We start from the raw sequence: 18,873 nt of genomic DNA on the forward strand, positions 1-18,873 counted from the left end.
GCCGCATCCTCTGTTATTGACGGGGCAAAACTTGCCGTCTGCGTCAGTAAAGGGGTAGCAATATGAGGGAGACATAAAATCAAAATGCCTGAATGAAGATATCGCTTTTGGTAAACCTATGAGGGAATATATTCTGGGTACAGGAGACTGAAAAAATGAAATCCCTGCCGTATACCATCGCACTTCTTTTTTGCGGATTGATTATCGTGTCAATGGCTGCAAAAGGTCATTCAACGGACACAGACGAGTCCGTTCAAAAGTGGGAACAGCTTGCCTGGAGCAAAATTCAGGATGAATATAAGGGCGCTTCATTTTCTGATTATGCTTATATGGGGCGTACAGAGGTGAATGATCAGCAGACTAAAGATGTCTTTCGGGTGACAGTCAGACAGAAAGATGACACTTTTTCTGTTCGGGCCGAAGTCTATTTTCATCCGGTGACAAATCATATGATCAGCATCAACGTCTTTAGGCTCTAATAAAAAACTGTACAGCCGTTAAGGCCGCACAGTTTCTGTTTTTAGAAATATCGTTTTGCACCGAGATAGCGCTGTTTCCAGTAAGAGTTGTTCATATTGGAAATGACAACTCCGGAATCGTTGGCATTTATGAATTCCCCGTTGCCTAGGTAAATTCCGACGTGGGAAGGGCCGGCTTTATATGTTGAAAAGAAAACGAAATCTCCGACAGCAGGCTGGCTAACTGATTTCATTGTGTTCCAATATCCCGCTGCCGTTAATCTAGATACGGATGTGACTTTGTTCAGTACATAGTAAATGAATCCGCTGCAGTCAAACCCGGACGGTGTCGTGCCTCCCCAGCGATACGGAACCCCAAGCTGCGCTTTAGCGGCCGAAATCATTGTGTTAATCTTCGCACTCGTTGAGCTGGTGGTGTTTGAAGAACCGGATGAAGACGATGATGAAGCTTTTCCGGAAATGACCAGCTTTTGGCCAACCTGCAAGACATCCGTTTTTAAATTGTTTTTCTCACGAATCTGCTGAGCTGTTACATTAAATTTTTGAGCAATCACCCATAAGGAATCACCGCTTTTCACCGTGTATGTAGTCGTCGTGCCGGAGCTTGCATTTGACGAAGAAGACGACGATGATGAAGAGCCTGAAGATGCTTTACCTGTCAGCTTCAATACTTGTCCAACGTAAAGCACATCTGATTTCAGATTGTTGATATTTCGGATTTGCTGTACAGTCAGGTTATAGTTGTTTGCGATTTTCCAAAGTGAATCACCGCTTTTAACGGTATATTTAGTTGTTGCTGAAGTTTGGTTCGATTTGGATGAATTGTCTTTAGAAGACGTATCAGAGCCGCTTGATTTTGTTTTCAACACCTGATTCACGTAAATGGTGTCTGATTTTAAGTTGTTCAAGACCTTCAATTCAGCGATGGACATATTGACTTTGTTTGCAATTTTCCAAAGTGAATCTCCAAGCTGCACCTTATATGTTCCCGTAGAAGATGAAGAACTTGAACTCTTATTAGAACTGCTTTTTGAACTGGAGCTTGAACTCTTATTAGAGTTGCTTTTTTTACTGGAACTAGAGCTTGAAGAAACAGTACCGGACACCTTTAATTTCTGCCCAGCACGAATTAAATCGCTGCTTAGTCCGTTTAATTTTTTCAGTTCCTGCACCGTCATTTTAAACTCATTTGCGATCAGCCAAAGTGAATCTCCGCTTTTCACTGTGTAAACAGAACTTCCGCTCTTCTTGGTTGTTGAGCTTGAAGTAGATGAAGAAGTGCTGGATTTGCTGCCTGGAATAGTAAGCGTCTGGCCGATCGACAGAACAGTAGTCGAAAGATGATTGGCGGATGTGAGGGCCGCCACACTTGTGTTATAGGTTTGGGCCAGTTTCCATAAAGAATCTCCGCTTTTGACCTTAATCGTTGCTGCTTCAGCTGGTGTCACTACTAAAGTTGTGCCGACAATCGCAGATGCTGTCAGCCCTGCTGCTAATTTCTTTTTCATCTTAGCTCTCCTTTTTCCCCCAATGATTTTGCATTTGCTGTTTCTTTTTTATATCGGCACATTTGTCTCATCGTTTTGCCTTTTTATAAAAATAGCCAAATTATCTTAACAATAAGGGGGAAAAAGGGCATAAAAAAAGAAGGAATCTTAATCTATTCCTTCATTTTTAAAAGCTTCATGATATCTTCTTTGTTTTTGACGAGGTCGCGCAGTGTGTATTTGTCTAAAACTGCGAGGTAGGCTAAAAGCGCTTCATTCAGCACATGTTTTAAGCCGCAAACCGGGGAAATAACACAGAGATTCTTGTTCGCATCAAAACATTCAACAATATTAAAATCGTCCTCCGTTTTTCTGACAACCTCACCGATGTTGATGTCTTCAGGGTCCATGCCTAATCGTATGCCGCCGCCCCGTCCGCGTATCGTTTCTACGTAGCCGAGCTGGCCGAGCCTGTATATGACTTTCATGAGATGATTTTTTGAAATAGAATACGTTTCGGCAATCTGTTTTATATTTGAAAGTTCTCCGGGACGCTCTGCAGCCAGAAAAATCAACACTCTTAATGAATAATCTGTATAATTGGTTAACTTCATAATAAGACCTCAGAATAAGACATTTTCTATATCTTATCATAATCGATTGAAAAATGAAAAAAAAGGAATTAAAAAACATGCACCCAGCTGGGTGCATGTTTTTTGCTTACATGTCATTCGGCGGATTTTGGTTTTTACGGTTTTTTTCGATTTCTGTGTTTTGCATTTTGCGTTCAAATGTAGACAGATAACGTGATGCAAAATCCTTACCGCCAAGGCCGAAGGATAAACCAAAAGCAAGTGCGAAGCCGCTAAGAACGATGATGAACGCGGAATTGACGATTGTCGCAGCGACACCCAGCTGATCCAGGGCCATAAAGAAAGCAAGTGCGATAATCGTATATTTAGCAATAGGCGCTAAAGACTTGAATTCCTGACCTTTTATCATGCTTGCGAGCACTTTTCTCACCAATTCTCCTGCGTAAAGGCCGAGTCCGAGAATGAATACTGCGACAAGGACATTCGGCAGATACGCGATGATGCCGGTGGCAATTTCTACGAGGAAGTGCAGCCGAACAATTTGAAGCGCCTCAGCTGTAAAGAGCAGAATGACAATGATTTGCGCAATCATACCGACAACTTGAGACAAGGACAGCTTTGCAGGCGTTCCGGCTTCCATGCCCATTTTCCCTAAGACAGAATCAAAGCCTGCGCGATGGAGCAGTCCGGACACCATGGATTTCACCCATTTTCCTGCCCAGATACCCGCTAATACAAGCACGATGGCAATCATGATGTTCGGAAGCATGTTTAAAATCGTATTCAGCATAGAGACAGCTGGTTTTGAAATGCCGGCGACATCCAGCTGATCAAGCGCTGAAATGACCACCGGAATCATAATGAGCACATAAGCGATTGTTCCGATGACTGCTGAAAGGCTTGTGTCTTTTAAGTAAATTGATAAACCCATACGTGCCGCGAATCTTTCGGTGCCGATGCTTGCAAGGAAATTCGTAATGATATCACGGACAAGGCGGGCAACAAGCCATCCGATTAATACGATAAGCGCCGCTGCAAATAATTTCGGCAGAAAAGCGAGCACGCTTTCCATCATATTTGTAAAAGGACCTGAAATGCCGCTGATTTTCAAAGAAGATAAGACCCCTGGCAGAAAAACAAGCAGCACGAGATAAAAGACAATTTGTGAAGCGGTATTGACAGCCTGGTGAATATCTTTTCCTTCAGACACCAAATTCCACTTGCGCAGTTTGTCACTCGTGTTCAGCTTCATCCCGATTTTTTTGACAAGGAAGCTCAAAACAGAAGCTGCAGCCCATCCTAACAGCAGAATGAGTCCGGCTTTCAGCACGCTTGGGATCGCAGCTGCAATCGCCGAAAGCATACTGACAAACGGCGATGCCACTGTTGTCAGGTGCAAAATGTTAAAGAATAAAATAAAGACGATGATCAGTGCGATAAAATAAACGACCTTGCTTATGACTTTTTCCGAGGAATAGCGTGAAGGCTTTTTCCCAGCAAAGAGCTTGTCGTCGATTTTTGTTTTGCTGAGTCCTTTGTATACCGCTTTTTCAATGATTTTAGCAATAGCCCAGCCGATTAATAAGACGAGTAAAGCAATGATTACGTTTGGCAGCTTACTGAGATAAGAAGAAAACACGTCTGCTACATTCAATTGGTATCGCTCCTTTTTCGTAGTATGGTGTGTGTTTACCCACTTATCCAATAAGCAAACAGATGAATGTGCCGGGGGAATTTTTTCTTGCCCGAGTGAGACTATCATCTTTTGTCTGGCGGGCTCATACATTATAGATAAGTCCAAGTAGGGGGGATTCGGTTGAACGCGGAGGAGAAGAAGGGATTACAGCGGGCAATTGAGGAAATTACCGAAATTGCAAAAGGATTCGGCCTTGATTTCTACCCGATGAGATATGAAATCTGCCCGGCTGAAATTATTTATACATTTGGCGCGTACGGGATGCCGACAAGATTCAGCCACTGGAGCTTCGGCAAGCAGTTTCACAAGATGAAGCTGCACTATGATCTAGGGTTAAGTAAGATCTATGAGCTGGTCATTAACTCAGATCCATGCTACGCTTTTTTGCTGGACAGCAACTCACTGATCCAAAATAAATTGATTGTCGCACACGTTCTTGCTCATTGCGATTTCTTCAAAAACAACTGCCGTTTCCAAAACACGAAGCGCGATATGGTGGAAAGCATGGCGGCAACAGCTGAACGGATAAAACACTATGAACAGGTTCACGGGATAAAAGAAGTCGAATCTTTTTTAGATGCAATCCTTTCGATTCAGGAGCATATCGATCCGTCGTTGGTCCGACCAAAGCTCCAATGGAGTGTGGATGATGAGGAAGAGGAGATTGAAGAGGCAGCCACGCCTTACGATGATCTATGGTCTTTAGATGAAAAGAAACCGAAAAAACAAGTGAAAAAATCGAAAAAACCGTTCCCGCCGCGGCCTGAAAAAGATATCCTGCTTTTTATCGAGGAGCATTCCCGGGAGCTGGAGCCATGGCAGCGTGATATATTAACGATGATGAGAGAGGAAATGCTTTATTTCTGGCCTCAGCTGGAAACCAAGATTATGAATGAGGGCTGGGCTTCCTATTGGCACCAGAGAATTATACGTGAGCTTGATTTAACCTCTGATGAAGCGATCGAGTTCGCCAAGCTGAATGCAGGTGTCGTTCAGCCGTCCAAAACAGGCATTAATCCTTATTATTTAGGGCTGAAAATATTTGAAGACATTGAAAAGAGGTACAACAACCCGACGGAGGAAATGAAGAAAATGGGCGTGCAGCCTGACTCCGGCCGGGAGAAAATGTTTGAGGTCAGGGAGATTGAATCCGATATCTCTTTCATCCGCAATTATTTAACCAAAGAATTAGTCATGCGCGAGGATCTTTATTTGTTTCAAAAACAGGGCCGAGATTATAAAATCATCGATAAACAGTGGAAGTCGGTGCGCGACCAGCTCGTAAGCATGCGGGTAAATGGCGGTTTTCCATATTTGACAGTAAACGACGGCGATTATATGAAAAATAACGAACTCTATATTAAGCATTGGTATGAGGGCATAGAGTTGGATTTGAAATATTTGGAGAAAGTGCTTCCTTATTTATTCCAGCTTTGGGGAAGAAGCGTGCACATTGAGTCTGTGCTTGAGGATAAGGAAGTCATGTTTTCGTACGACGGAAAAGGTGTTCACCGCAGATATTTATAAAAAAGAGGATGCAGCGTTCTGCATCCTTTTTATTTTCCAGTTTTTAAAATCTTAAATATGATGTTTGCCTGGTCCGTATTGTTAATCAATCCGCGGAATTTTTCTTTTCCGGGGCCGTACGCGTATACCGGTACTTCTTCGCCGGTATGATCGGTACTCGTCCATCCGCTGTTGGAGCGGGTATTAAAAATCTTGATGATGGCTTTGGAGGCCCCTTTGCTTTTGTCAGCCTGTGCAGCTGCTTCAACGCTTTTGATTTCTTCAGATGTGACTTTCAGATTGGCATAGCGGGCGAGCACATCTTTAACCGGCTTGCCTTCACTGATTTTTTTGGCCATGAATTCAGGTGTTTTCTTAGCGGAGAGAATCGGTTCTGCGTGCCAATTCTTTTCCCCGTTTGCGCCAATGGTAAAGCCGCCGGTTGTATGGTCAGCAGTTGCAATCACAAGTGTATGTTTGTCTTTTTTCGCAAATTCAATCGCGGCTTTATAGGCCTGTTCAAAATCTTTAACCTCGCTCATGGCTCCTACTGTATCATTGTCATGGGCCGCCCAGTCAATCTGGCTCCCTTCGACCATCAAGAAAAATCCTTTTTTATTTTGGTTCAGGCGATCAATTGCTGAAACCGTCATGTCTTTGAGAGACGGTGTTTTACTGTCACGGTCGAGCGCTTTAGCAAGCCCTCCATCTGCGAAAAGCCCGAGCACCTGCTGATCTTTATTTTTTTTCAATGCTTGTTTAGTTGTCACATAGCTGTAGCCGGCTTGTTTGAATTCCTTTGTCAAGTTTCTGTCCTTGCGGTTAAAATAAGATTTTCCGCCGCCGAGCAGCACGTCTATTTTATGTTTGCCTTTTATCTTGTCATCCATATAGCTGTTGGCGATTTGGTCCATGTTTTTCCGTGATTCATTGTGGGCGCCATATGCGGCTGGAGTGGCGTGGTTAATTTCAGACGTGGCGACAAGCCCTGTTGACTTGCCTTGCTGTTTGGCCTCTTCAAGTACAGATTTCACTTTTTTTCCGTTTTTATCGACGCCAATTGCATTGTTATATGTCTTAACGCCTGTCGCTAATGCTGTTCCGGCTGCTGCTGAATCTGTAATATTATAGTCAGGGTCATCCGGATGCGTCATCATCATGCCTGTCAGGTTCCGGTCAAATTCTGTTAACTTCGGGTTATTCGGTGTGTCACCGTTATTTTTCATGGAACGGTAGGCTCTTATGTAAGGCGTCCCCATGCCGTCGCCTATCATCACAATGACATTTCTGATCTCAGCTTTGTCTTGTTTTTTGGCGCTGGCCTTTTCTGTTTGCTGAAGCTCAGCTCCGGCAAAGATTCCAGCTGTAAGGACAGAAACAGCGGCGATTGGCAGAAGTTTTGATTTCATATTTTGAAACAAACTCATTTTTTTCATGCCTCCTTTAATGTATTCCGTTTATCATGTTAGGGAAACTTTGTTAAATGCGGCTGTTGATCATGTAAACAATAAGTAAAGCCTTGTAAGGAAATGAAAAAACGCTTTTCGTTATCTTGCCTTATTTGATGTAAAGCATTCATTTTTCAGAAAAATCTTTACCTCTCTGTCTTTGCATGATATGTTTGTTTAAATAAAAAAACTGCGGATAACCACAGCTCTCCTCGAATATACTTTATCACTCATTTTTCCGATATATGAGCCGACCCCGAAAGTTTTTCATTTATTTCCTTTATGTTGAAAAACATCCCATAAAACATGACAAAAGCACTCGTTTTTTGTCACCTTTGCAATGAAAATGAAATATTTAATACCCTTAAAAACTTTTTTTTAGAACGAATAATTAAGAAATTTGTCACATGAAGTCAAGACTATTTCTGATGGGAATCTATCCTTATAATAGAAATCAATAAGATTAATTTAAAAAAAGAGATACATATATATAGAGTTAACATTTGGGGAGGAAAATATGAAAAAGCAAATCATTACAGCTACGACAGCAGTTGTTTTAGGATCGACGTTATTTGCAGGAGCGGCATCTGCACAAAGCATTAAGGTGAAAAAAGGCGACACGTTATGGGATCTTTCAAGAAAATACGACACAACGATCAGTAAAATTAAATCAGAGAACCACCTTCGTTCAGACATTATTTATGTGGGACAAACTTTATCGATTAACGGCAAATCTACAAGTTCAAAAAGCAGCAGTTCTTCTTCCTCTTCTTCTACATACAAAGTAAAGAGCGGGGACAGCCTTTGGAAAATTTCAAAAAAATACGGCATGACAATCAATGAACTGAAGAAGCTGAATGGCTTAAAATCAGATTTGCTTCGTGTTGGACAAGTCCTGAAACTGAAAGGTTCAACTAGTTCAAGCAGCTCCAGCTCATCAAAAGTGTCATCGTCTTCAACTTCTACTTATAAAGTGAAGAGCGGAGACAGCCTTTCTAAAATTGCGAGCAAATACGGCACTACGGTTAGCAAATTAAAAAGCTTAAACGGCTTAAAATCAGATGTAATCTATGTCAACCAAGTATTGAAGGTGAAAGGAACAAGCACAAGCAGCTCAAAACCTGCTTCATCTTCATCGTCTTCAAGCAGCAAAACGTCATCTACATCACTTAATGTGAGCAAGCTGGTTTCTGATGCAAAAGCGTTAGTCGGAACGCCATATAAATGGGGCGGAACGACAACTTCAGGCTTTGACTGCAGCGGATTCATTTGGTACGTACTGAATAAACAAACAAGTGTGGGCAGAACAAGCACTGCAGGATACTGGAGTTCTATGAAGAGCATTGCCAGCCCGTCTGTTGGTGATTTCGTCTTCTTCACAACATATAAATCCGGCCCTTCTCACATGGGGATTTACATTGGAAACAACAGTTTCATTCATGCAGGATCTGACGGCGTACAAATCAGCAGCCTGAACAACAGCTACTGGAAGCCTCGTTACCTCGGTGCGAAAAGATTCTAATTTTTAGAGAAAACCCGTTCATTGGAACGGGTTTTTTTCATTAGACGGAGCACAGGCGTTTTGGTTGCTCCTAAAAATGAAAATGTGATAAAAAATCCAAGAACTTTTTTTCTTTCTTATTTTCATAAAGGGCAATCGCGTAAGCGCCGGCATAGGGCAGCTGTACAGACTGATAAGGAATTCTGATCATCTGTTTCTCTGCTAACTCACGCTTTACTGTAGATAAAGGCAGAAATGAAACTCCGAGTCCTTCCTTGATAAACCGTTTCGTTATATGTGTTTGAGTGACCTTCATTGTTCTCACAAATGGAAATGTCATTCTGACTTGACGGAGCAAGTCGTCCCAGTAATCAGGATGATTGTGGGTCAAAAGCAGGTATTGTTCGAGCACCTCTTTGGCATCAATTTCGTTGTCTTCTATGAAACGCTTATCGGGCGGGGCAACAAGGACGACAGGGTCTTTGTATAAGCAGTGGCAGCTTAAAGAAGAAGACTGTACCTTTAAACAGCTTAGTCCGATATCTGCTTCCCCGGCTTTAATCAGTGACGCGATTTCCGCTGATTCGAAAATCGTAACCGCCATTTCTGTTTCCGTATTCATTGCTGTGTACCGCTTCATGACAGAAGGAAGCACTGTATCTGCAATAAGCGGAGAAACCGCGAGCTGTAAGGTTTGAGAGTAGCCTTGTCTCACTCTGTGAAGCTCTGCCATGCTGTTTTCATAATCATCAAGAAGCCTGAGCGCATACGGCAAATACGCCCTGCCTTCATCAGTCAGCTGGATTTGCCTGCCTTTACGCTCGAACAGCTTGCAGCTGATTTCTTTTTCTAATTGCTTGATATGTACGGTCACAGTAGGCTGAGATAAGAAAAGCGTTTCCGCCGTTTTTCGGAAGTTCTCATATTTTGCAGCGGTCACAAAGGTGTGAAGCCATTTGAAATCCATTTCTATTCTCCCTCTGATTAATATTTTTAATTAATTCCCTTTAAAATATTGATTATTTTTTAAATATTATATTTACTATAATAACAGAAAAGGATAGGGGGAATACAAATGGTACATTACGGATTAAAGGGAATTACATGTGTAGAAACATCCATCAGCCATATTGATGGTGAAAAAGGGCGTCTGATTTACAGAGGACATCATGCAAAAGACATCGCACTGAATCACAGCTTTGAAGAAGCGGCTTATTTGATTTTATTTGGAAAACTGCCTTCAACTGAAGAATTGCAGGTATTTAAAGATAAGCTGGCTGCGGAACGGAATCTTCCGGAACATATTGAGCGCTTGATTCAATCACTGCCAAACAACATGGACGATATGTCGGTGCTGAGAACGGTTGTTTCAGCATTGGGGGAAAATACGTACACATTCCATCCGAAAACAGAGGAAGCAATCCGGCTGATTGCAATCACGCCTTCTATCATTGCATACAGAAAAAGATGGACGCGCGGTGAACAAGCAATTGCACCTTCTTCCCAGTACGGACATGTCGAAAACTACTATTATATGCTCACAGGTGAACAGCCTTCAGAGGCAAAAAAGAAAGCGCTTGAAACCTATATGATTCTGGCCACGGAGCACGGCATGAACGCATCGACTTTTTCGGCACGAGTCACGTTATCTACAGAGAGTGATTTAGTGTCAGCCGTCACGGCTGCTCTCGGTACGATGAAAGGTCCGCTGCACGGAGGTGCTCCTTCTGCGGTGACAAAAATGCTTGAAGACATTGGAGAAAAGGAACATGCTGAAGCATATCTGAAAGAAAAACTCGAAAAAGGAGAGCGCTTGATGGGATTCGGCCACAGGGTGTACAAAACAAAAGACCCGCGGGCAGAAGCTTTGAGACAGAAAGCAGAAGAGGTGGCCGGCAATGACCGTGATCTTGATCTTGCGCTGCATGTAGAAGCAGAAGCGATTCGTTTGCTAGAAATCTACAAACCGGGACGAAAGCTGTACACAAATGTTGAATTTTACGCAGCTGCAGTGATGAGGGCCATCGATTTTGACGATGAATTGTTTACTCCGACCTTTTCAGCAAGCCGAATGGTAGGGTGGTGCGCCCATGTACTGGAACAGGCAGAAAACAACATGATTTTCCGCCCGTCAGCGCAATATACCGGTGCCATTCCCGAGGAAGTTCTTTCATAACATATTTTGGCGTTTATTCATTTCTGTCGTGTGGTAACGTTCAGTATCAACCACATGTCTAGGAGTGATGAATGTGAACCCAATGGACAGACAAACAGAAGGACAAGAACCGCAGCATCAGGACAGACAGCCGGGCATTGAGTCAAAAATGAATCCGCTGCCGCTGTCAGAGGACGAGGATTATCGAGGAAGCGGAAAACTGAAAGGAAAAGTTGCGATCATTACTGGAGGCGACAGCGGAATAGGGAGAGCAGCAGCTATTGCCTTTGCTAAAGAGGGGGCTGATATCTCCATTCTATACTTAGACGAGCATTCGGACGCAGAGGAAACACGCAAACGGATCGAAAAGGAGAATGTCCGCTGCCTGCTTATCCCGGGAGATGTTGGGGACGAGAACCATTGTGAACAAGCTGTGCAGCAAACAGTGGACCATTTTGGTAAACTCGATATCTTAGTGAACAACGCCGCTGAACAGCATCCCCAGGACAGCATTCTCAATATTTCAACAGAACAGCTGGAAAAAACCTTTCGCACAAATATTTTTTCCATGTTTCATATGACGAAGAAAGCTTTGCCTCACCTGCAAGAGGGGTGTGCCATTATTAATACGACATCGATTACCGCTTATGAAGGGGATACGGCGTTAATTGATTATTCCAGCACAAAGGGTGCGATTGTTTCCTTTACGCGTTCCATGGCGAAGTCGCTTGCAGATAAAGGCATCAGAGTGAATGCGGTGGCGCCCGGTCCGATTTGGACACCGCTTATTCCGGCGACATTCCCTGAGGAAAAAGTGAAACAGCACGGCTTGGATACCCCAATGGGAAGACCGGGACAGCCGGTTGAGCATGCAGGCGCCTATGTTCTGCTGGCGTCTGACGAATCTTCCTATATGACAGGGCAGACCATTCATGTGAATGGCGGCCGTTTTATTTCAACGTAATCAACGAAAAACCAGCTCAAGAGCTGGTTTTTTGTGTGGTGAAAAATTTCAAAATAAAAAATTTGTCGATTTTTCTAACAATTTTGTTTTCATTTTTGCAATTTTATATATAATATTGAGTAGGAGAAAGGAATGATTCGCGACCAGTACAAATATAGTAGAAAAAAAAGAATAATGACCATTGTTACTCATGAATTCAGAAAATTCAAATAAAATATATAAAAATAGATGATCGGGAGTTGAAGGGGAATGAAAGGGAGCGTTTTTAGGAAGAAAAGCATTCAGGATTTAATCGCTGCGACGAGCGGGGAAAAGTCTTTAAAAAGAGAATTAGGGGCATTTGATTTAACGTTGCTTGGAATCGGCGCCATTATTGGCACAGGGATTTTTGTTCTGACGGGAACAGGCGCAGTCACGGCCGGTCCCGGGCTGACGATTTCATTTGTTGTGGCGGCGTTGGCTTGTTTATTCGCCGCCCTGTCTTACGCGGAATTTGCGTCAAGTGTGCCTGTTTCAGGTTCGGTGTATACATTCACTTATGCGACATTGGGAGAGCTTATGGCCTTTATTATCGGGTGGGATTTAATTTTAGAATACATGCTGGCGGTAAGTGCAGTGTCGGTCGGCTGGTCTGGTTATTTCCAATCGTTTTTATCAGGGCTTGGCATTCATCTTCCGGTTGCTTTAACAGCGGCACCGGGCGCAGTGAAAGGCACCTTTACCCTGTTTAATCTTCCTGCATTCGTCATTGTAATGGCGATCACATATTTGCTTTATTTAGGCATCAAAGAATCAAAAAGAGTCAACAATATCATGGTTATCTTGAAGATACTGGTTGTTCTGCTGTTTATCGCGGTGGCAGCCGTTTACGTGAAGCCGCACAACTGGCAGCCGTTTATGCCAATGGGCTTTGGCGGCGTGTTCAGTGCAGCGGCGCTCGTATTCTTTGCTTTTATCGGATTTGACGCTGTATCCTCTGCTGCGGAAGAAACGAAAAATCCCGCGAAGGATCTGCCTAAAGGCATTATTTTCTCTTTACTGGTCTGCACGATTTTATATGTCACCGTATCAGCCATCATGACTGGGGTTATCCCGTTTGCTCAATTTGCGGGTGTGGATCATCCGGTTTCTCTTGTTCTTCAAAGCGCAGGGCAAAATTGGGTGGCAGGCATCATTGATATTGGCGCCGTGTTGGGAATGACAACAGTTATGCTCGTGATGCTTTACGGGCAGACCCGCGTCATGTTTGCCATGTCGCGTGACGGACTTGTGCCGGGTTCACTTTCTAAAGTGCATCCAAAGCACAAAACACCTTATGTAGCCACTTGGTTTTTCGGAACGATGTCGGCGCTTCTCGGCTCACTTGTTCCGCTGGATGAACTTGCAAAGCTGGTGAACATCGGGACGTTGTCGGCATTTGTCCTGATTTCTGTGGCAGTTATCGTTTTGAGAAAGAAACAGCCTGATCTTCCGAGAGCTTTTAAATGCCCGGGAGTTCCCGTGATCCCAGGCCTGGCGATTCTGTTCTGCCTGTTCTTGATTTTAAATCTGGGATGGGTGACGATTGTCCGCTTCCTAGTGTGGCTGTTAATCGGCTTGGTAATCTATTTCCTGTATTCAAGAAAGCATTCAAAATTAAATCAATAACCTTTTGATAAAGAGAGCGGCCATACAGGCCGCCTCTTTTCTGTTCTTGGCAAATGAATCTATAGAAATGAAGACAAAAATAAGAGATAATATAGGCTGGAAAGGAAGTGACGTTTATTGTCTGAGCAAAAACCAGTCCAATGGGCTTCGAAAATTGGTTTCGTCATGGCAGCGGCCGGCTCGGCTATCGGCTTGGGCGCGATTTGGAAGTTCCCTTACGTAGCGGGGACCAATGGGGGAGGAGCCTTTTTTCTTATCTTCGTGTTATTTACCATCCTCTTAGGCTATCCGCTTTTGGTGGGGGAATTTATTTTTGGAAGACGGAACCAGACGAATGCCATTGATGCATATAAAAAAGAAGCGCCGCGATCAGCTTGGTTTCTTACGGGGTGGATCGGCGTAGCGGCGTGTTTCTTAGTGCTGTCGTTTTACAGTGTAATCGGGGGATGGATTTTGCTGTATATCGTGAAAACAGCGTCAGGATCACTGTCCGGGCTTTCTCAAGCACAGTATGGCGCTCTTTTTGCTTCTATTATCCAAAATCCGGTGCAGACGCTCGCGGCTCAGCTTGTCTTTATGGCACTGACTGTACTCGTTGTCGCAAGAGGGGTTCAAAAAGGGATTGAACGGGTAAGCGCGGTGATGATGCCGATTTTGTTTTTATTGTTTATTCTGCTCGTTCTTCGGTCTCTTACGCTTAATGGTGCAATGGAAGGCGTAAAGTTTCTGCTTGTGCCTCATTTCGGCGATCTGACTCCGGAATCCATATTATTCGCGCTGGGACAGGCCTTCTTTACGTTAACACTGGGGGTTTCGGTGATGGTGACCTACAGCTCCTATTTGCCGAAAACACAAAATATCCCTCGTTCGGCAGCCTCCATTGTCTTGATGAATATCATTGTGACACTCTTGGCAGGTTTGGCTATTTTTCCGGCGGTTTTCTCATTCGGTTTTCAGCCAAATGAAGGACCGACATTGCTGTTTACAGTGCTTCCGGCCGTTTTTGAACAGCTTCCGTTCGGCACATTGTTTTTTATCGGCTTTCTCGTTGCATTTTTATTTGCAGCCTTAACCTCAGCATTTTCGATGGTTGAAATTATCGTTGCCACAATCGGAAAAGGGGACGAAAAGAAGAGAAAAAAACTGTCATGGACGAGCGGGCTTTTGATCTTTTTGGTCGGAATCCCATGCTGCTTGTCTTATGGCGTTTTGAGTGATGTGCACCTATTTGGCAAAACGTTTTTTGATATTGCCGATTTTACCGTCAGCAATGTTTTGATGCCTTCAGGCGCTCTGTTAATTTCTCTATTTATCCCGCTGAAAATTTCGAAAAGCGAACTCTTGGCTGAAATGCGAAATGGATCAAATGCAGGTAAAGCATTCTTTTACACATGGTTTTATTTGCTTCGTTTTATCGTGCCGCTTGCCATTATTATCGTGTTCTTAAATTTAATCGGAATTTTATCATTTTAAAAAACAGGCTCCGTTTCCGGGGCCTGTTTTTTATTTAATAAGATGATATCAACGGTGCCCATGCCGTTTTCAGTTTTTGGATGCCGAGCCTGATGTCCTCTTCTGACAAACCGCCATAACCGATTAAGACAGAAGTAAAAGGCGTCTGTTCTATATATGAGGGAGACACGGGATAGAGGGTTACACCGTGGTCAGCGGCTGCTTGTATTGCTTCTTCCTCACTTGCTGGAAACAAAAGGCGCAGCAGAATGTGAAGCCCCGAGTTCTTACCGAGAATCTCAACGGTGTTTCCCAGTTCAGAGCGAATGGCTTCTAACAGGACAGCGTGTTTTTTTCGGTATAAGCTTCTCATTCTATTTATGTGTTTTTGCCACTCTCCGGTTTCGATGAAGTCTGCCAGTGCCAATTGCGAGTGGGCAGAAACGGTCTGCTTCATTAACTGAACATTGTTTTGGATCGGTTCCATGAGTTCAGGGGGCACAATCATGAAGCTGAGCCGCAAGGAAGGCAGAAGTGACTTTGAAAAAGTGCCCAGATATATGACTCTGCCATTCGGATCAAGACCCTGTAAAGACGGAATGGGATGGCCGCTGTAGCGAAATTCTCCATCGTAATCATCTTCTATAATGAATGAATTTGTTTCTGCCGCCCATGCCAGCAGCTCCTGTCTGCGGGTAATCGTCATAATGGTCCCAATCGGAAACTGATGCGAAGGAGTCGTATACATGAGATAAGGATTCTGACGGTAGAGCTCATCCGGCAGGACGCCTTCTGCATCAGAACAAATCGGAGTGACATCCATGTGATTTGCTTCAAACATCCTTCTTGAACGGTGAAAGCCCGGTTCTTCAAAGCCGATTTTTGTACCTGGCTTTAGCGAAAGGCAAAGATTTTGCAGAAGCACGGTGGTTCCTGCGCCGATGATAATCTGGCCGGGTTCACAATTTACTCCCCGAGACAGCCTGACGAATCGGGCAATCATGTGCCTGAGTTCGTATTCTCCTTGAGGGTCGCCAGAGGTGTGAAACGATCCGGAATAGCGATCAAGACTTTTTACTATGCTTTTTCTCCATGCGTTAAAGGGAAAGAGGGTCGGATCAACGCTGCCCTGATGGAAGTCAATAGCAGGTGCGTTTTTTTGATGTAATCCCGGCTGTACAGACTGCTGAAAATGGTCAGGAGCTGTCGGGAATCCTGGTTCTACTTCCGCCGCGAACCAGCCGATTTTCGGCTTGCTTTTGACATAGCCCTCAGCAGTTAATTGCTCATAAGCTCGTTCTATAGTTGCCGTGCTGACATCGAGCAAGCTGGAGAGCCTGCGTTTTGACGGAAGTCTTGTTCCCTTTGTGATTCGCGCATGTGAAATTTCTTGTTTAAAAAAGGTATAAAGCTGTTCATACAGCGGTGTTTTGCTCTTTTTATCAAGAAACGGCGTAATATCCATCTCATGTCTCCTTTGTAGCTGGCATGGTCATTTTTTCTGATATTGGCTATTTGGCAAATGCCATTTATTAGCTATGATCATTGTAACGAAAGGAAAGGGGATTGAGAAGATGATCCATATGAAACAATTAACCTCGAAAGAAGAATGGGCTGAGTCGTATCCGATTATGAGTGAATTGAGAACAGAACTGGATATAGAGACGTATTTACAAAGGCTTGAAGCCTGTGTGCAGAAAGAATCGTATATGCTGTTTGCCTTATATGAAAATACAGCAATCAGAGCGCTGTGCGGGGCTCTGCCGAGAGTTTCCATTCATAAAGGAGAGCACTTGTGGATTGCGGATCTTGTTACAACGGCACCTTGCCGATCAAAGGGATACGGCAAAATGCTTTTGGATTATGCCTCAGACTGGGCGAGAAAAGCCGGACTCGGTTTTGTCAGTCTTTCATCTGGCCTTCAGCGTAAAGACGCACATCGATTTTATACAGATAAAATGGGTTTTACTATAGAAAGTTATTTGTTCCGAAAACCGGTATAACGAAAAAAGACGCCTGAAAAGGCGTCTTTTTTAAAAGCCAAACTGTAAATTCGTATCTACAGATACAATGGTATACACACAAATAATCACAAAGAGATTAAGGATGACGCCGAGCAGGCCTGGACCTGTGCGCCCTCTCTTGATGAAGAGTTCAACAACGCCGAACGGAACGGCAGCCATGGCGAACGGAAGCATTTGATAGGAATAAAACGTGACGTTGCTGATAATGGCCAAATTCAGCAACAGCAGGGACAGAACCGCTGTCCCGACAGAGATCCAGCCGAATACATTGTGTTCTTTAAAAATTCTTACCAGTTCCATAATTCCACCTCGCCGACATTCGCTGATTTTACAGATTTATTTTTCAGCATGCGCTGGATTTCCTTGGTTGGCCCTGTAACGACCGAACCGTATACATTGACACCGTTTTTCTCTACATAATCTAATCGGTTATCTACATTCAGGTCTTTCCGTTTTGAAATGACCTGAGCCCATTTTTCGTGTTTGGACATGAATTTCAGGGCGTTGATAAACTGATCGCCATTCGACTTGCCTTTTGTATTAAGGGCGGCCAAGAACTTTGAATCCTTTCCAGGATAGCCAAGAGGTTCTGTGGAAGCTGTCTTATTTGTGTTTTTCTCTGTTTCGATTGCGTTCCACAAAAAGCTCACATCATAGCCTTTGAATTTGTTATACACGTCTTTTGTCGGATATGCACGGTCATATGAAAGGTAGACCTCTGATACCGTTCCTTCAGGCAATGTGCTTAACGTTTTTTCTGCTTTTGCGGTCGTTTGTTCAGACTTGTTTGAAGGATGTGTAAAGTAATGGCCGGTTTTATTCACTTCTAAGTCATAGTAGTTTACTGCCGGCGCTTTTACTTTGTTATAAAACATTTCAACCCGTTCATTCCCTACGGCAGCCGTCTTCGTGCCAATCTGCTTTTGCAGCGGGAATTCCGTATTCATTCCAAATAGCTTCACTTGGCTTTTCAGTCCGGAAGTATCAACAAGAACATTCGGCATGGTCAGGGCTACAGTGACTGCGGCAGTTTCCATAAACTCATTGCCGGTGCTGTGTTTTCCACCCATTCCGTAATAGAGGTAGCTTCCCAGCGTACAAAGCGGCAAAATCATCAATGTCGAAATGACGGCAAGCACAGAAATTCGCAAATAAGACTTGCGTTTGCCGTAGGCTAAAATCGCTTTTTGTTTTTCAGGACTGATGCTGAGATCCCAATCGTTATCGTCCTCTAGTTCGCTGTCAATCAGTTCCTGATATACTTCAAGCTTCTCGAGTTCTTCCTCAAATGCAGTCATTTCCTGGTCGCTCATTTCCCCATTTTTATATTGATCAAAACGCTTTTTAAATTCTTCATTCATCATTAACACCTCTATTATAAAGTGCTTTCAGCCGCTGTCTGGCACGAAATAAAACACTTTTAAAATTCGCCTCTGAAATATTCATAATATGGGATGCTTCTTTGTAGTTTAACTCTTTTAAATAATATAGCGTTAAGGCCTCCCGATAATTATCGGGGAGCTCGGACATATAACCAGTCAGCACTTCCTTTATCTCTACCTGATGGGCAGGACTTTGAACAGCATTTTGAAAGAGGCTTCCGATTAAGTCATCAGAAATGGTTACTTCTTTCTTATGCTTTCTGACGTAATCAATGAAGGCGTTTCGCGCCACTTGAAAAAGCCAGGGCTTTACTTTGCTGTGATCATAGGAGTGAATGTGTATGTATGCCCGCATAAAGGTTTCCTGCAGTAAGTCTTCAGCAAGATGCTTGTCTTTTGTCATGGAGAGCAGGAACCTGTAAACATCATTCATGTACATTTGGTAAATTTCATCGATCGTCACTGCCTTTTCTCCCCTCTATGTTATACACGCATAAGAAAGGTTTAAAGTTGCACATTACATGCAAACGGCTTTTTTA

Annotated in this window: 17 protein-coding genes; 8 read left to right on the forward strand and 9 right to left on the reverse strand. The window is 43.5% G+C overall.

Going from position 1 to position 18,873, the window contains the following annotated elements; all coding sequences use genetic code 11:
• Positions 1-155 precede the first annotated feature (155 nt).
• Positions 156-479 carry a YqzG/YhdC family protein gene (locus NST22_RS05125; protein ID WP_003233371.1) on the forward strand — a complete coding sequence of 108 codons (324 nt, stop codon included), beginning with the start codon at positions 156-158 and terminating at the stop codon, positions 477-479.
• A gap of 41 nt (positions 480-520) precedes the next feature.
• Here the strand turns inward: NST22_RS05125 and lytF are convergent, their stop codons facing one another.
• From lytF to NST22_RS05140, 3 genes are all read right to left on the reverse strand, one after another.
• Entirely contained in the window at positions 521-1,987 is a 1,467-nt protein-coding gene (gene lytF / locus NST22_RS05130) for a peptidoglycan endopeptidase LytF (RefSeq protein ID WP_003244874.1), read from the reverse strand.
• Positions 1,988-2,139: 152 nt separating this feature from the next.
• Positions 2,140-2,580 (reverse strand): nitric oxide-sensing transcriptional repressor NsrR, encoded by a 441-nt coding sequence (nsrR, locus tag NST22_RS05135; RefSeq protein ID WP_003245378.1) that lies wholly within the window; start codon positions 2,578-2,580, stop codon positions 2,140-2,142.
• Between the two features lie 106 nt (positions 2,581-2,686).
• Complete coding sequence (locus NST22_RS05140) at positions 2,687-4,345, reverse strand: mechanosensitive ion channel (protein ID WP_010886457.1); 1,659 nt, start codon at positions 4,343-4,345, stop codon at positions 2,687-2,689.
• Between the two features lie 30 nt (positions 4,346-4,375).
• Here NST22_RS05140 and spoVR point away from each other — a divergent pair, with 30 nt between their 5' ends.
• Positions 4,376-5,782, forward strand: coding sequence for a stage V sporulation protein SpoVR (gene spoVR, locus NST22_RS05145; protein ID WP_003233364.1), 1,407 nt, complete (start codon positions 4,376-4,378; stop codon positions 5,780-5,782).
• Positions 5,783-5,811: 29 nt separating this feature from the next.
• Here the strand turns inward: spoVR and phoA are convergent, their stop codons facing one another.
• Entirely contained in the window at positions 5,812-7,197 is a 1,386-nt protein-coding gene (gene phoA / locus NST22_RS05150) for an alkaline phosphatase PhoA (protein ID WP_010886458.1), read from the reverse strand.
• Between the two features lie 529 nt (positions 7,198-7,726).
• On the opposite strand from phoA, the gene lytE reads away from it, so the two are divergent.
• Positions 7,727-8,731 (forward strand): peptidoglycan endopeptidase LytE, encoded by a 1,005-nt coding sequence (gene lytE, locus NST22_RS05155; RefSeq protein WP_003244816.1) that lies wholly within the window; start codon positions 7,727-7,729, stop codon positions 8,729-8,731.
• Positions 8,732-8,801: 70 nt separating this feature from the next.
• Here lytE and citR read toward each other — a convergent pair whose 3' ends face one another.
• Positions 8,802-9,677 (reverse strand): transcriptional regulator CitR, encoded by an 876-nt coding sequence (citR, locus tag NST22_RS05160; protein ID WP_003233357.1) that lies wholly within the window; start codon positions 9,675-9,677, stop codon positions 8,802-8,804.
• A gap of 108 nt (positions 9,678-9,785) precedes the next feature.
• Here citR and citA point away from each other — a divergent pair, with 108 nt between their 5' ends.
• From citA to NST22_RS05180, 4 genes are all read left to right on the forward strand, one after another.
• A complete protein-coding gene (gene citA, locus NST22_RS05165; RefSeq protein ID WP_003244745.1) occupies positions 9,786-10,886 on the forward strand; it encodes a citrate synthase CitA in 1,101 nt (366 codons plus the stop codon).
• Between the two features lie 73 nt (positions 10,887-10,959).
• Positions 10,960-11,829, forward strand: a complete 870-nt coding sequence (locus NST22_RS05170) for an SDR family oxidoreductase (protein ID WP_003244867.1) — start codon at positions 10,960-10,962, stop codon at positions 11,827-11,829.
• A 249-nt stretch (positions 11,830-12,078) separates the two neighbouring features.
• Complete coding sequence (gene bcaP, locus NST22_RS05175) at positions 12,079-13,476, forward strand: branched-chain amino acid transporter BcaP (protein WP_003245791.1); 1,398 nt, start codon at positions 12,079-12,081, stop codon at positions 13,474-13,476.
• 117 nt (positions 13,477-13,593) lie between these two features.
• Complete coding sequence (locus NST22_RS05180) at positions 13,594-14,949, forward strand: sodium-dependent transporter (RefSeq protein WP_003245615.1); 1,356 nt, start codon at positions 13,594-13,596, stop codon at positions 14,947-14,949.
• Between the two features lie 34 nt (positions 14,950-14,983).
• On the opposite strand, the gene NST22_RS05185 is transcribed toward NST22_RS05180, so the two are convergent.
• Positions 14,984-16,393, reverse strand: coding sequence for a PLP-dependent aminotransferase family protein (locus NST22_RS05185; protein WP_003245209.1), 1,410 nt, complete (start codon positions 16,391-16,393; stop codon positions 14,984-14,986).
• A 109-nt stretch (positions 16,394-16,502) separates the two neighbouring features.
• Between NST22_RS05185 and NST22_RS05190 the strand changes: the two genes are divergently transcribed.
• The gene (locus tag NST22_RS05190) at positions 16,503-16,931 is read left to right on the forward strand and encodes a GNAT family N-acetyltransferase (RefSeq protein ID WP_009966899.1); all 429 of its coding nucleotides are present in this window, start codon (positions 16,503-16,505) and stop codon (positions 16,929-16,931) included.
• A gap of 30 nt (positions 16,932-16,961) precedes the next feature.
• Here NST22_RS05190 and NST22_RS05195 read toward each other — a convergent pair whose 3' ends face one another.
• The 3 genes from NST22_RS05195 to sigM are packed head-to-tail and all read right to left on the reverse strand — an operon-like array spanning position 16,962 to position 18,797.
• On the reverse strand, positions 16,962-17,252 hold the full coding sequence (locus NST22_RS05195) for an anti-sigma-M factor (protein ID WP_003233341.1): 291 nt from the start codon (positions 17,250-17,252) through the stop codon (positions 16,962-16,964).
• Positions 17,240-18,316, reverse strand: a complete 1,077-nt coding sequence (locus NST22_RS05200) for an anti-sigma factor (protein ID WP_010886459.1) — start codon at positions 18,314-18,316, stop codon at positions 17,240-17,242. Before NST22_RS05200 ends, NST22_RS05195 begins: the two co-directional genes overlap by 13 nt.
• The gene (gene sigM / locus NST22_RS05205) at positions 18,306-18,797 is read right to left on the reverse strand and encodes an RNA polymerase sigma factor SigM (protein WP_003224177.1); all 492 of its coding nucleotides are present in this window, start codon (positions 18,795-18,797) and stop codon (positions 18,306-18,308) included. The genes NST22_RS05200 and sigM overlap by 11 nt, the downstream gene beginning before the upstream one ends.
• Between the last annotated feature and the right edge of the window lie 76 nt (positions 18,798-18,873).

Source organism: Bacillus sp. PS237 (assembly GCF_037963345.1).
In the GTDB taxonomy this organism is placed as follows: Bacteria; Bacillota; Bacilli; order Bacillales; family Bacillaceae; genus Bacillus; species Bacillus subtilis.

Bases quoted from the DNA above. Each gene is read 5' to 3' on its own strand.
- phoA (WP_010886458.1), bottom strand. From the start codon at position 7,197: ATGAAAAAAATGAGTTTGTTTCAAAATATGAAATCAAAACTTCTGCCA.
- NST22_RS05200 (WP_010886459.1), bottom strand. From the start codon at position 18,316: ATGATGAATGAAGAATTTAAAAAGCGTTTTGATCAATATAAAAATGGG.
- lytE (WP_003244816.1), top strand. From the start codon at position 7,727: ATGAAAAAGCAAATCATTACAGCTACGACAGCAGTTGTTTTAGGATCG.
- citA (WP_003244745.1), top strand. From the start codon at position 9,786: ATGGTACATTACGGATTAAAGGGAATTACATGTGTAGAAACATCCATC.
- NST22_RS05190 (WP_009966899.1), top strand. From the start codon at position 16,503: ATGATCCATATGAAACAATTAACCTCGAAAGAAGAATGGGCTGAGTCG.
- NST22_RS05185 (WP_003245209.1), bottom strand. From the start codon at position 16,393: ATGGATATTACGCCGTTTCTTGATAAAAAGAGCAAAACACCGCTGTAT.
- NST22_RS05140 (WP_010886457.1), bottom strand. From the start codon at position 4,345: ATGTATGAGCCCGCCAGACAAAAGATGATAGTCTCACTCGGGCAAGAA.
- lytF (WP_003244874.1), bottom strand. From the start codon at position 1,987: ATGAAAAAGAAATTAGCAGCAGGGCTGACAGCATCTGCGATTGTCGGC.
- NST22_RS05195 (WP_003233341.1), bottom strand. From the start codon at position 17,252: ATGGAACTGGTAAGAATTTTTAAAGAACACAATGTATTCGGCTGGATC.
- nsrR (WP_003245378.1), bottom strand. From the start codon at position 2,580: ATGAAGTTAACCAATTATACAGATTATTCATTAAGAGTGTTGATTTTT.
- NST22_RS05125 (WP_003233371.1), top strand. From the start codon at position 156: ATGAAATCCCTGCCGTATACCATCGCACTTCTTTTTTGCGGATTGATT.
- citR (WP_003233357.1), bottom strand. From the start codon at position 9,677: ATGGATTTCAAATGGCTTCACACCTTTGTGACCGCTGCAAAATATGAG.
- bcaP (WP_003245791.1), top strand. From the start codon at position 12,079: ATGAAAGGGAGCGTTTTTAGGAAGAAAAGCATTCAGGATTTAATCGCT.